This is a genomic window from Ottowia sp. oral taxon 894, assembly GCF_001262075.1.
Lineage (GTDB): Bacteria > Pseudomonadota > Gammaproteobacteria > Burkholderiales > Burkholderiaceae_C > Ottowia > Ottowia massiliensis.
Window position 1 is genome coordinate 683,897 of sequence record NZ_CP012073.1, and the last position, 12,868, is coordinate 696,764.

General features: G+C 62.7%; 9 protein-coding genes and 1 pseudogene. 2 read left to right on the plus strand and 8 right to left on the minus strand.

Annotated elements, in window-relative coordinates:
- Positions 1-21: 21 nt before the first annotated feature.
- Positions 22-2,463 (minus strand): TonB-dependent receptor domain-containing protein, encoded by a 2,442-nt coding sequence (locus ADJ79_RS02940; RefSeq protein WP_082202855.1) that lies wholly within the window; start codon positions 2,461-2,463, stop codon positions 22-24.
- Positions 2,388-3,497, minus strand: a pseudogene (locus tag ADJ79_RS12980) (IS5 family transposase). The gene ADJ79_RS02940 and the pseudogene ADJ79_RS12980 overlap by 76 nt, the downstream one beginning before the upstream one ends.
- Positions 3,498-3,664: 167 nt before the next feature.
- Between ADJ79_RS12980 and ADJ79_RS13900 the strand changes: the two are divergent.
- Entirely contained in the window at positions 3,665-3,823 is a 159-nt protein-coding gene (locus ADJ79_RS13900) for a hypothetical protein (protein WP_156303989.1), read from the plus strand.
- A 252-nt stretch (positions 3,824-4,075) separates the two neighbouring features.
- Here the strand turns inward: ADJ79_RS13900 and ADJ79_RS02950 are convergent, their stop codons facing one another.
- The 3 genes from ADJ79_RS02950 to ADJ79_RS02960 all read right to left on the minus strand — a co-directional run bounded on the left by ADJ79_RS02950 (position 4,076) and on the right by ADJ79_RS02960 (position 6,636).
- Positions 4,076-4,690: a LapA family protein gene (locus ADJ79_RS02950; RefSeq protein ID WP_156303990.1), complete on the minus strand. Its 615-nt coding sequence runs from the start codon at positions 4,688-4,690 to the stop codon at positions 4,076-4,078.
- 126 nt (positions 4,691-4,816) lie between these two features.
- Positions 4,817-6,052 carry a hypothetical protein gene (locus tag ADJ79_RS13905; RefSeq protein ID WP_156303991.1) on the minus strand — a complete coding sequence of 412 codons (1,236 nt, stop codon included), beginning with the start codon at positions 6,050-6,052 and terminating at the stop codon, positions 4,817-4,819.
- The gene (locus ADJ79_RS02960; protein ID WP_050714721.1) at positions 5,998-6,636 is read right to left on the minus strand and encodes a hypothetical protein; all 639 of its coding nucleotides are present in this window, start codon (positions 6,634-6,636) and stop codon (positions 5,998-6,000) included. Before ADJ79_RS02960 ends, ADJ79_RS13905 begins: the two co-directional genes overlap by 55 nt.
- An 878-nt stretch (positions 6,637-7,514) precedes the next feature.
- Between ADJ79_RS02960 and ADJ79_RS02965 the strand changes: the two genes are divergently transcribed.
- Positions 7,515-8,537, plus strand: coding sequence for a class 1 fructose-bisphosphatase (locus tag ADJ79_RS02965; RefSeq protein WP_050714722.1), 1,023 nt, complete (start codon positions 7,515-7,517; stop codon positions 8,535-8,537).
- Positions 8,538-8,861: 324 nt separating this feature from the next.
- Here ADJ79_RS02965 and ADJ79_RS02970 read toward each other — a convergent pair whose 3' ends face one another.
- From ADJ79_RS02970 to dnaG, 3 genes are all read right to left on the minus strand, one after another.
- Positions 8,862-9,686: a zinc-dependent peptidase gene (locus ADJ79_RS02970; RefSeq protein WP_050716361.1), complete on the minus strand. Its 825-nt coding sequence runs from the start codon at positions 9,684-9,686 to the stop codon at positions 8,862-8,864.
- A 382-nt stretch (positions 9,687-10,068) separates the two neighbouring features.
- Complete coding sequence (locus ADJ79_RS02975; RefSeq protein WP_050714723.1) at positions 10,069-10,848, minus strand: SAM-dependent methyltransferase; 780 nt, start codon at positions 10,846-10,848, stop codon at positions 10,069-10,071.
- A gap of 127 nt (positions 10,849-10,975) precedes the next feature.
- Entirely contained in the window at positions 10,976-12,868 is a 1,893-nt protein-coding gene (gene dnaG / locus ADJ79_RS02980; protein WP_050714724.1) for a DNA primase, read from the minus strand.

The window sequence follows — 12,868 nt, forward strand, 5'->3', positions numbered from 1 at the left end:
GGCCCGCCTTGCGGCCGGTTTTCAGAACGTGGCGGTCAGAGAAATGTTGAAGCTGCGGCCGGGCTGGGCGGCCAGCTGGAAGCGCCGCCAGTCGGCGGCGGAGCTGGCGTCGTAGCTGCGGGCGTTGCTGTAGAGCCAGTGGCTTTTGTTGGCCAGGTTTTGCACGCCCGCATCCAGCCGCAGGGCGGGGGTGATTTGCCAGTAGGCCCACAGGTCCAGGCGGCCAAAGCCGGGCACGCGGATGAATTCCACGGTGGATTCGGTCAGGCCGCTGCCGGTGTTGCGGTAGCTGTCGCGGTTGGTGCTTTGGGCCTGTTTGCCGCGCGCGAAGGTGCCCAGCAGGTTCACGCCCCAGGTTTTGCCGGGGGCGTCGTAGCCGATGCCGGCGATGAGTTTGGCGGGCTGCACGGTGTCCAGCGGCACGTATTTGTCGCCTTCGTAGCTGGAGCGTGATTCGCCCTTGCTGTAGCCGAAGGCCAGGCTGCTGTAGAGGCCCTTGAGGGCGGGCGTCCACGTGCCGTGCTCCAGCCGCGTGCCCAGCTCCAGGCCGTAGATGCGGGCCTTGTCGCGGTTGCCAGCCTTGAAGATGGTGACCAGGTGCGCGGGGGCGTTGGCAAACATGCCGGGGTAGCGGTCACGCGGGTAGCGGGTGACGCCGATGAAATTCTTGTATTGCGTGTAGAACACCGAGCCGTTCAGGCGCACGCCGGGCGCGGGGCTGCCTTTGACGCCGATATCGAAAGTGTTGCTGGTTTCGGCCTTGAGGCCAGCGTCGCCCACGACGATGCAGTTACAGCGGTAGATGCCGCTGCGCCACAGGCCGTAGCGTTCGCTGCTGGTGGGCGCGCGGCCGCTGCGCCGCCATTGCACGTAGGCGGCAAATTGCGGCTGCAAATACCAGCTCAGGCTCAGGCTGGGGCTGATGAGGGTGGTGCTGGCTGTCGATGCGCCGTAGAGCCTTTGCAGCTGCGCCAAGGTCATGGAGGGGCTGACCATGTTGGCCAGATGGCGCAGGCGGCTTTGCACGCGCTCGATGCGCAGGCCGGGGGTGAACACCAGGCGCTGGCTGCCAGCACGCAAGGTGATGGCATCTTCGGCAAACACGCCCAGGCGGGTGGTGATGTTGTCTGGGAAGGGGCGCTGCAAGTCGGTAGGGGAGTTGTGGTAGGCCTCGGTGGTCTCCAGCGGGTGCTCGTTGGCGTTGCGCGAGGCGCTCACGCCCGCGCGCAAGCGGTGGCTGCCCCAGCTTTTTTCCAGCGTGCTGGCCAGCCCAAAGCTGCGGTTGCGGTTGCGCGCCCTTTCGGTAAAGGCAGTGCGGCTGGTGTTGGTGAGGGTGTTGGTGGTGTCGTCCATCAGGGCGTATTGGCCGTAAACGCGGGTTTCAAGCTGGTCAAACCAGCCACTGGCAGGCGTCCACAAGTGGGTGAATTGCAAGGTATCGCGCGCGGTTTTGGCGTTCTGCCAGGAAAAGCTGCTTTCGGTGCCGCGCAAGTTGCTGGCCAGCCAGGAAGACTCGTATTGCGAGCGGTGCCGGCGGCGCAGCAAATCGGCAGTGAGGCTGAGCGTGTGCCCGGCGCTGGCGCGCCAGTCGCCCTTCAAAAGCAGAGCGTTGGAGGCGATGTCTTCCGGCTCGCTGCGCATGCCTAAAGGGCTGCTGTTTTTGGCCTCGCGCCCATCGCGGCGCACGTAGCTGAGCAAGCCGTCAAAAGCGCCGCTGCGCCCGGCGGCCGTCACGGCCTCGGTCCACAGGCGATTGGCGCTGGCGTAGCCCGCTTTCAGGCCCAGATAGCTGTTTTTGCCCTCGCGCAGATAGTCGCGCGCCGATTTGGGGCGAAAACTCACGGCCCCGCCAATGCCGCCCGCCGATCGGCGGCTGCCCGTCGTGCCCAGCTGAATATCCACGCCGCCATACACCTCCGGGTCAATGAAATCGCGCCCCATGCTGAAAGTGCCGGTGCTGGCGGCCCGGCCTGACCAGGCAATGCGGTCCACGGCATCGGGCAGCTCCACGCCGTCAAGATCGATGGCCACGCGGTTGCCCTCCACACCGCGCACGTTGTAGCCCGAAGAGCCGCCCCGGTTGTAGCGCGTGTTGTCCATGCCGCTGCGCGCCGTGCCCGAAACCAGCGAAGGCGCCTCCACCAGCGGCTGATAGCGCATTACATCGGCCATGCTGCCCGCCTGCTCCAGCGCGCGGCCCTGAACGCGCGCCGCCGCGCCAGGCTCCAGCTCGGCAGAGGCGCTCACCTGCACGGCAGGCAGCGAGGGCGCTTCACGCGGGGCATCCGCCGCCGCTCCGGCTGTTTTCGGCGCTGTCTTTTGAGCGGCCTTCTGCGCTGCCCTTTGCGCCTGCTCGCCCGCCGATATGGCGCTCGCCTGCTGCGCCATCACCAGGCATGCGCCCTGAACACCCAGCGCCAGCAGACGGCGGGCAAAAAGAGAAGAAAAAACGTTCGTTGCCATTTCAGTTGCCAGTACAAAGAAACAGAAAAGCGGCTGGCGTGTGCCCTGCAAGGCGGGCAGCGGCATGGCCGGCCGGAGCTTGAAACAAAAAATGGCAATTCTACATTTTGGATACGAATCATTCGTATTAATAGTCGTATGGAAAGGACCGGAAAAGGCTCTGACAATGGCGCGCGGAGACCTCCAGCCGGATGCAGGGTAGCGGCAATGAAGAGGCAAGGCACAAGCCAGGAGGCGATAAAGGAAGGCGGGGACTGAGCTTCGCTCATTAATTGATAGCTGCGAGTCCTAGGCCGCCTCGACATTCCCCCCACCCACAAGGGAATCGATGCGAGGTAGAGGAAAGCCAGGAAGTGGGAGGGCTTGCGGTCGAAGCGAGTGGCGATGCGGCGAAACGGTTTGAGCCTGGCAAAGCAACGTTCGATGCGATTGCGTAGCCGGTACAGTGCCTTGTCGCAGGCACGCGGTTGCTGGCAGCTGCGAGGCGGGATCACCGGCTGGGCGCCGAGCGAGTGGATCTGCGCCACCAGTTGCCGGCTGTCATAGCCTTTGTCGGCCAAGACGCACTTGGACTTGAACACGGCCAGCAGCGCTGGCGCTTGCGTGATGTCGTTACGCTGGCCGCCAGTGAGGATAAATCGCGCCGGGCGGCCCTGGCCATCCACCGCCATGTGGATCTTCGTGCGAGCGGCTTAGGGCCTGGCTTCGAGTCCCGCGCCCTGGCCGTGACGGTGCACTTTCACGATCGTGGCATCGACCATGGCGTATTGCATATCCGGCTGGCCGCTGACAGCATCAAAGAGTTTTTGCCAGATACCGGCCTTGACCCAGTCACGAAAGCGTTTGAAAACGGTGTTGCATTTGCCGAATTCTTCAGGCAAATCGCGCCAGGGGCTGCCTGTGCGCACGATCCACAGCACAGCCTCTACAAACAAACGGTTGTCCGTGTCTCTTGGCCCTGCATCGCCAGGCTTGCCCAGGCAGTGCGGAGCCATCAGTGCCCACTGCTTGTCGCTCAATACTCTTCTTGCCATGGCGGGATTGCTGCATAAGAGGGGATTCTCAACAGGCCCTAACCGCGACAACACCCAGCAAACCTTCCAGAACAACGCCCAGCAGGGCGACTGGAACCAATGGAGCGCCGCGCAGCAAGCCGCCGCACAACAAGCCGCCCAACAGGCCGCTTACTGGGCCGCCCAGCGTGCCGGGCCGCGCGGGCTGGGAATTGCGCGCCGTGGTGCAAGCCGCCCTGAGCGTGCTGGCGCAGACCCGCGCCCTTGGCCCGCGCGCCCTGGCCACGCGCCCCGTGCTGCGCCGCCGCGACGCGCCGCGCGTGCTGTGGCGCTGCCTGCTCATGTGAGAGGCGGCTCACCCGCGCGTCTGTGAGCGCAAAAAGCGTGGATTGGCGCTTTGCGGCGTTGCAAGTCCTCGCTAGGCTGCAAGGCCCGCCTGCGGTTTGCATCTTGCCGGCCATCCCGCTTCCCGAGCTTTCGCCCTTCACGGCCAGGCCATGAACAGGCTCTGAAAAAAAGCCCTTGGCCGCAGCAGGCCAAGGGCTTTTCTTCAGAAAAATCGGGCCGCCGCACCGCAAGCTGCGGCGCTGGCCGCCGCATCAGCGCGGCGTGGCGTCGTCCACATCCACGTAAGCATCGCCCGCAGCGTGCGTGTACACGGGCGCGGAAGCAGGCGCTTGCAGCGCAGGCGGCTGCGGCGGATGGGCAATGCGCTCGCCCAGCCCCATCTCCAGCCGGTCAATGCGCATGTGCAGCTCGCGGTTGAAGCCTTCCACCGTCTGCGCCAGCTTGCTCAGCTCCGGCTGGGCGGAATGCTCGCGCAACCCCATCTCGGCGCGATCCACGCGCGAAAGCGTTTCCTGGCTCACCTTTTCCAGCGTCTCGTTCAAGCGTTGCATTTCCTGATCCAGATGCGCGCGCAAATCGGTAAAACGCGACGCCTCGGCCTTGTCCGCCAGCTCGCGCTGCGCCGCCAGCTCCTTGGCGTGGCGGCGCGTTTCCACCAGCACCGTGCCCTGAATGTAGGCAATCATCAGCACAAACATGCACGACACCCCCGCCAGCAGCCCCAGCATCACCAGCCCCAGCGGAGCCTGCACGTCAGCGACGATCAGAGACAGATGCGTCGGCTCCATCATCACCCCCCAGTTGGCCCCCACAAAGGCCAAAATGGCAATACCAACCAGCAACAGCAGCAGCGAACGCAGGGACATGACGGTTTTTTCCTGTGCAAACGAAAGGGTGATGAGTTTAATGGCGCGCCCCTGAACGCTGGTCTCAAAGCGCCATTCCAAAACACCTCAAAGCACCCAAAAAGCGCCGCCCGCGCGAACGCCATATCAGAGCCACGGCAGGCAGGGCGCGAGTGATCCGGCCCGCTGGCGCAGACGGCGTGACGGTTTGCCGCAGCACGATGCTGCAAGAACCCGCTCAGAGGCGCCATGCCGCGCTTGCCGCCAGGGTAAAGGCGCTGGCCGAAACGCTGGCAAATGGCACGGTCTCGCACCATAAGGTTTTGCGTTGCTTTCCAGATCCATCGGATTGCCCATCTGATTCGCTTCGCAGGTCTGATCAAGCCGGTGGCCGCCCAGCCACGCAATTTCACTGGAATACCGGCGCTCGTTCCAAAAATTCAGCGCAAACCACGCGGCATAGGCTTCATTGAGCGCCAGCGCGTTGGACAGCTCCTTGTTCCGGCAGGTGTTAAGGGCCTCGCCAGACGGGTTCTTTTCAATGTCGTACGGGTTGCTTCCGTCATGAAAGCCGCCTTCCGCCCTGGTTGCGCCTTGCAGGTGAGCCACGGCATGGCCGTATTCGTGCGCCATCACGTCCCAGTCAAAAGACTTGAGAGAACCCAGGTGCATTTCAGACACCTTTTTTCCTCCATCGCTGCCCGCCCTGTAAAAAGCCTCTCTTGGCGTGGGGCGGTTGGTGACAACTTTCTTGAAAACGGGCGCTTCGGGAATGCCTGCGATGGGTTTGACGTGCTCCGTCAGTTCATACAGGGCCTGGAAAACGGACCAGGAGTTGGCTTCGGCTTCGCTGATGTGGAATTTGTTGTCTTTATGCGTATCATCAGGCTTTATATTTATATCAGCCCCTTGATCGAAATTGGTCTTCAATGGAATAAATTTTCCGGAAGTTTCAAAAATATCAACGCCGAATTTGTCATGTTTCCCTAATAGTTGAACCTGATACTTCAAGTCATCTATAGGGGACGTGAATTTAAACTCACCCTTCTCATCCAGTCTGCCATAAGCTATCAATTCTCCGACTCCAGGAGGGGGATTTTCTCTATATGTCACTCTAACTACAGCGCCATGCAGCGGCATAAATTTTGAAAATTTGTGATCAATAGCAAATTTTGCCCGAATAGTCACTATGTCACCCTTTGACGTTTTTGAAGATTGGCTTTCTTTCTTTTTCTCTTTCCATGCATTGGAATTCCTGTATATGTCCTCATACAGGTTCTTCTTCTCTTGCGAGAAAATGTCTGTAACACGATCCAGCTCCTCTTTCGTCAACCATTTTTCAAAGGGGTTGTCATAACTTCTTTCAGAGTGATTTTTTCCCACTGAGCTTGCTTTCGATTAACTTTGGAAACTAATTTCTGATATTCATGATTATCCTTCAGGCGATGACTAGCCATAGACGATAATAAGTTGCTTCCAATCCAGTTATAATAAACTTTTTCGCGGTACAATAAAATACTGAATCGTACACCACCATTGAATTCATTAGATTCAAAATCAACGGTGATGCCATACCACCCTTCTTTCAGAAACCGGGGTTTGAATTTGACTTCAGCCGTCGGCCCCGGACTGTCCAACAGCAACTCCGATGGCACTTCAATACCCGTCAAATCTCCGTGATTGGCATCGACGACCTGGAATCTGGCCTTGCCATGCAGGCCCTTTTCCAATCGGATGAATGAAAACTTCATCTCGAATTCATCCACCGGTATGCCCGGCTGTGGATTGGGAACATCCACCACGATTTCAGCCATAGGTTCCATCGCAGGCGGCGTTGCCATCGCCGCCAGCCAGCCCAGCGCCAGCATGGCCAGCAAGGCCCACCGGAGCCAGCGCCCCAGCAGCGCATGAAAGCTGCAAAACGGCAGCTTGCGCCGCCCGTCAATTGACAAATGTTCCAGTTGCATTGCATCGCTCCTTTCCGCAAGTGGTAACTCGCCCAAATAACATAATCCATCGTAAGCCGCGCATGGCTGTCTTTGCAATATCAGTCAAGTGTGCCGTTCCCAAAACTCGCCGCCGCTCTCTGCAACGCCCGTTGTGTTAGTAATGCTCATACATTTGAATGGAAAAAATTCCACCGCTGGCAAGCGCCAGAAATGGCATTCAGGATCGCCGTCATGCTTTATCTGGAAACACAGTGTTCGCAGATAAATACCCAGAAAGCTTGTCATTCTCGTGATTTGCGGCCCGCAAGAATATATTGCCATTAGCGCTGACAGGCGGAAGCCATTGGAATATGCGTTTTCTGAAGATCGGAAACTGTTTTTCCGCATGGAGCGCAACGCCTTTCAGACCGTTTTCAATTCAGGCCGCTTTTAAAACAGTCCGTCCACATCAAACAATATGCTGGCCTTGTTTGATTGATGGAGCGGCAGGCCCATTCACCACGTTTGCCGCGCTGGCGGGGCGTAGCGCACGCAGCTCCTGCGCTGGAGTGCCCAGGGCTGCAGGCACTTTGGGGCCGTTTGCTCTTTGCTGGCAGCGCGGGGCCGCCGCTGCGGCCGTTGCAAAATCGTCCGACTTTTCGCCTGTCTTCTGCTGCCTGTTTTTTTCCATGCTTGCTTATCTGCTGCCCGCTGGAGCATTGCCTTGCTGGCCCGCTGGCCGTCTCGGCAGCGGCGCGGCGGCTTTGAGGCGCAGGCGTTGCGCGCGGGCGGGCGAGCTGGCGCTGGACCTAGTCTCAGCCGGGCGTGCTGGCACAGCAGCGCCAGACCGAAACCGGCTTGAACGAACTGGAGCGCTGCCTGGCGGCCCGCTCCGCACAACCTGAGGAATCCCAACCATGAGCAAGACCATCTCCCTGACCCGCTATCTCGTTGAAAAGCAGCGGGTGGACGGGCACATTCCCGCGCATTTGCGCTTGCTGATTGAAGTGGTGGCGCGCGCGTGCAAGCGCATCAGCCTGGCCATCAACAAAGGCGCCGTAGGCGGCGTGCTGGGCAGCGCAGGCAGCGAGAACGTGCAGGGCGAAGTGCAGAAAAAGCTCGACATCATCGCCAACGAAGTGCTGATTGAGGCCAACGAATGGGGCGGCCACCTGGCCGCCATGGCCAGCGAAGAGATGGAGAGCATTCACGTGGTGCCCAACCGCTACCCGCAGGGCGAATACCTGCTGCTGTTCGATCCGCTGGACGGCTCCAGCAACATCGAGGTGAACGTGAGCATTGGCACCATCTTCAGCGTGCTGCACATGCCCGAAGAAAGCCGCAGCGTGCAAGAGAAAGACTTTCTCCAGTCCGGCAGCCGCCAGGTGGCGGCGGGCTACTGCATCTACGGCCCGCAAACCACGCTGGTGCTCACCGTGGGCGACGGCGTGGCCTCCTTCACGCTGGACCGCGAGCAAGGCAGCTTCGTTCTCACGCAAGACAACCTGCGCATTCCCGAAGACACGCACGAATTCGCCATCAACATGAGCAACATGCGCCACTGGGACGCGCCCGTGCGCCGCTACATCGACGAATGCCTGCAAGGCAAAGACGGCCCGCGCGGCAAGGACTTCAACATGCGCTGGATTGCCAGCATGGTGGCCGACGTGCACCGCATCATGACGCGCGGCGGCATCTTCATGTACCCGTGGGACCAGCGCGAGCCGGACAAGCCCGGCAAGCTGCGCCTGATGTACGAGGCCAACCCCATGGCCTGGCTCATCGAACAGGCCGGCGGCGCGGCCACCAATGGCCGCCAGCGCATTCTTGACGTGCAGCCGCAAAAGCTGCACGAGCGCGTGAGCGTCATTCTCGGCAGCAAAAACGAAGTGGAGCGCGTCACGCGCTACCACCAGCAAGCGGACCAGACCCAAGGCTGACCCAGGCTGGGGCAGGCGGCTTTTCGCTTCTGAAAAAGGAGCGAATTCAAGGGGCTGAAAATGGCTTTTGCGCCCTTTTCACTAGGACATAACGCTATGGATCGAGGAGCATAAATCACGCTGCTTCACGGCACCCGTCACCCGCCCCTGCCGCGCTTGGCGCCTCAGATCCGGCCCGCAACCATCTCCGCGCGCTCCAAGGAGCGAGAGCCTGTTTGCCGCCCGGCCGTGAAGCGCAAAAGCCAGGAAATCGGGATGGGCCGCAAGGCCCAAAAAGCGCCTGTGTCCTGCGCTTTTCGCGTCCGCAGACGGCTTGCGAACAGCTCAAGGCTGGCGAAACGCCGCCTTGAGCGCGGCCGCGAGATCGGGATGCTCAAGCGCAAAGCGCTCCGGCGCGGTGAAATGCGCCTCGCAGGCCACCGCAAAAAACTCTGGCGGCGAGTGCGCCGCATAGGTATCCAGCCAGGGCGCGGGCGCGCCAAAGCGCTCCGCCAGCGCCAGCCGCTCGCAAAACCGTTCATAGGCGCTTTGCCACACCGCATGCCAGTGCAGGCGGCCTTCGCGCGCTGAACGCGCGCCCATGAAGCCTGCGGGCAGGGGCGGGCAGCCATCAGCCGGGCCGGCGTGCATGTCGATCTTGTGGGCGAATTCATGGATGACGACGTTGGAGCCGCGCAGGGCCTGCGCGTCAGCGGCGGCCACGTCGGGCCAGCTCAGCATCACCGGGCCGCCTGGCATGGCCTCGCCCAGCAGCGTCTCGGCGTAGCGGTGCACTACGCCGGCCTCGTCCCGCCGCTGGCGCGGGGCAATGGCCGGCCCCGGCTGGAGCACGATGCCCACAAAGTCGTCATACAGCGCCAGCGCCTGCTCTGGCCGCCGCGCGCCGCCCAGATGCAGCAGCGGCAAACAGGCCTGCGCCGCCACGGCCACGGCCATGCCGTCCGTCACTTGCAGGCCATGCGCGCCCGTGAACTCTTTTTGCGCCAGAAAATGCGCGGCCAGCCGCCGCAGCCGCGCCTGCTCATGCGGCAGCAGCCGCGCCAAAAAGCGGTGGCCCAGCAGCGTGGCCTGCCAAAGATCGTCAGGAATGGGCGCTGGCTGCCCCAGCCTGCAAAGCCGGGCGGCCAGCCGTGCAAGCCAATGGGGCATGAGCGGCAAAACGCGGGAAAACGCGGCAATGGAAACCCCGGCAGGTGCGAGCGCCGCGCGCGGCTTCAAGAGGGCTGGCGCGCCGCAAAAGGCCGCCGCGAACGTTCCTCCGCCGCACCCGGGCGCGCCTGTGTCTTCAAAAAGTTCAGAGAGCGCCCAGCGCTGGCATGCGCGGAGCCAGCGCTGCTGCCGGGGCCTTTTTCACCTTCCGGCCTGCGTCCCAGCCATCAGGAATACACCGCTTTGACAGGCGCGAATTTAGCTCCTTTATTCGTAGCATGAGGTCCTAGTGAAATGAGCGCAGAAGCCATTTTCAATGCCTTCAAATTTGCTTCTTTTTTTGAAGCGTAACACCCGCCCGCCTTCTCCTTTGAACAGGTTCTCAAACCCGCAAGGCGGGAAAGCGCTCGGCCAGCAAAGCCTCCAGGCCAAACTGCGCCAGCAGCGCTTGCAGGCGCTCGGCGGCGCTGCGCTTTTTGTGGCCCGTCCACATGGCGATGATCAGCTCGTTTTTCATGCTGTGCTCCCAGCCGACCAGCTCGGTCACCGTGACGGCGTAGCCCTGCGATTCAAGGTAGAGGCAGCGCAGCACGTTGGTGAGCTGGCTGCCCATCTCGCGCGTATGCAAGGGGTGGCGCCACAGCTCGGCCAGCGGCGTGCGCGCCAGTTGCAGCGCCTTGTTCATGCGCAGCCGCGCGGCCACCTCGGCCTGGCAGCAAGGGGCCAGCACGATGGCGCGGGCCTGCTTGCGCAGGGCAAACGCAATGGCGTCATCCGTGGCGGTATCGCAGGCGTGCAGGGCCGTCACCACGTCAGCGCGGGTTTCAATGCCATACAGATGCCCCAGTTCGCGCCCCGGCTCGTGCCTTGTGCGCCACAGGTCATACAGCATGAAACCCAGATACGACTTGCCCGCGCCGTGGTCGGCCAGCAGCAGGCCGCCTTCGCGCGGCGGCAGCTCTTGCCGCACTTTTTCAATGAATTGCAGCAGGTGATTGACCTGCTTGAGCTTGCGCCGCGAGTCCTGATTGAGCCGCCCATCGCGGGTCAGGATGTGCAGCTCCTTGAGCAGCTCGATGGACTGGCCGGGGCGCAAGCCCAGCTGGGCATGCAAATCAGGCGCGGCCTGAAGCGCCGCCTTGGTTTTGCGTGATGAAGTCATGGTGTGCGCGGGAAGGCGTTTTTGGGCGTTTTTGGGCGTTTTTGCTCTTGGTTCTAGAGCATAAAGTTCTGAAAACCTGTTCAAAGTGGCCGTTCACAAAGTGGCGGCCGGATGGGATTGCGGGCTGTCACCCACCGCGCAGCTGCCCCAGTTCGGCCATGAGCTGGCGGTAGGCGCTGGTGTCGCCAGCGGCCAGGGCGGCGTCCATGCGGCGTTTGATGTCTTCCACGCGCGCGCCGCGCAGCACGCTTTGCAAGTCGTCGCGGTCGCTGGCGATGCCTTCGAGCGCGAGCAGGGTTTGCACTTCGCGCACGGCGGCCGCTTCCAGCGGGTGGCCGCGCAGGGCCTGGCGCAGGGCGGCCCAGGGCTGGGGGCCGTGTTCGTGAAATTGCCTGTCGAGCCAGGCAAAAAGCGGGCCGTGGGGGGCGGGCTGGCTGCAAAGCAGGTGCTGGTCTGGCTCGCCCAGGGCGGGCCAGGCGGCGGGGTCGGTGAGCACGATTTGCAGGGCGCGGCTGGCGCGGCTGGCCGGGGCGGCGCGAAGGCGGGCGGCGCTGCTTGGCCAGCCTTCGTCATGCCAGCCGTCATGGCGGCGGTCATGGCGGCGGTCATGCCAGCGCTCATCCGGCCCGCCTGCGCTGCCGCGCCAGGGGCGCTGGCCCGGCCCAGGCGATGGGGCGCTGCGGGCGTGTGTGCCTGATGCGCCTGATGCGCTGCGGCTCTGGCCCCAAAGCTGGGCCAGCTCGCGCGCGTCGATGTGCGTTTGCTGGGCGATATCGGCCAGGATTTGCTGCGCCAGCGCCCCGGCGGGCAGTTGCTGCCACAAGGGGCGGGCCTGGGCGGCAAAGCGGGCGCGCCCTTCGGCGCTGTCCATGTCGCAGTCCTGGGCGGCGGTTTGCAGCAAAAAGCGCGAGAGCGGCTCGGCGGCGGCCACGGCGGCGGCAAAGGCCTGGGCGCCTTCGGTGCGGATGAAGCTGTCGGGGTCGTGCCCGCCGGGCAGAAAGAGAAATTTCACGCTGCGCGTGTCGCTGGCGTAGGGCAAGGCCGCTTGCAGCGCCTTGCTGGCCGCGCGCTGGCCGGCGGCGTCGCCGTCAAAACTGAAGACCACGCTGGCGGTGAAGCGAAAGAGCTTTTGCACGTGCTGCGGCGTGCAGGCGGTGCCCAGCGTGGCCACGGCATTGGCAAAGCCCAGCTGGGCCAGCGCCACCACGTCCATATAGCCTTCCACCACCAGCGCGTAGCCTTTTTCGCGCAGGGCGGCGCGCGCTTCATACAGGCCATACAGCTCGCTGCCTTTGTGAAAGACGGGGGTTTCGGGCGAGTTGAGGTATTTGGGCTTTTCGTTGCCCAGCACGCGCGCGCCAAAGCCGATGACTTCGCCTTTGACAGAGCGGATGGGGAACATGATGCGGTCGCGAAAGCGGTCATACCGGCGCTCTGGCCCGCCTTCGCCCTCACCGGCGATGACCAGGCCGCTTTCCACCAGCAGCGGATCGGCGTAGTCAGGAAAAACGCCCGCCAGCGTGCGCCAGCCTTCGGGCGCGTAGCCCAGGGCAAAACGGCTGGCAATCTGGCCGGTGAGGCCGCGTTTTTTCAGGTAGCCGATGGCGCGCGGCGCGTCTTTCAAGCGCTGGCGGTAGGCCTGGCTGGCGCGCGCCAGCACTTGCGAGAGCGTGGCGCGGCGCTGGCTTTGCTGCGCGTCGCGCGCTTTTTCTTGCGGGCTGCGCGTGTCTTCGGGCACGGACAGGCCGCACTGCTGGGCCAAGTCGTGCACGGCCTCGGTAAAGCTCGCGCCGGTGTGCTCCATCAGAAAGTTGATGGCGTCGCCATGCTTGCCGCAGCTGAAGCAGTGATAGAACTGTTTGGCGGGGCTGACGCTGAAAGAGGGCGTTTTCTCGGCGTGAAACGGGCACAGGCCCATGAAATTGGCGCCGCTTTTTTTCAGCTGCACGTAGCGGCCCACCACCTCCACCACGTCGGCGCGGGCCAGCAGCTCCTGAATGAATGACTGGGCAATGGCCAT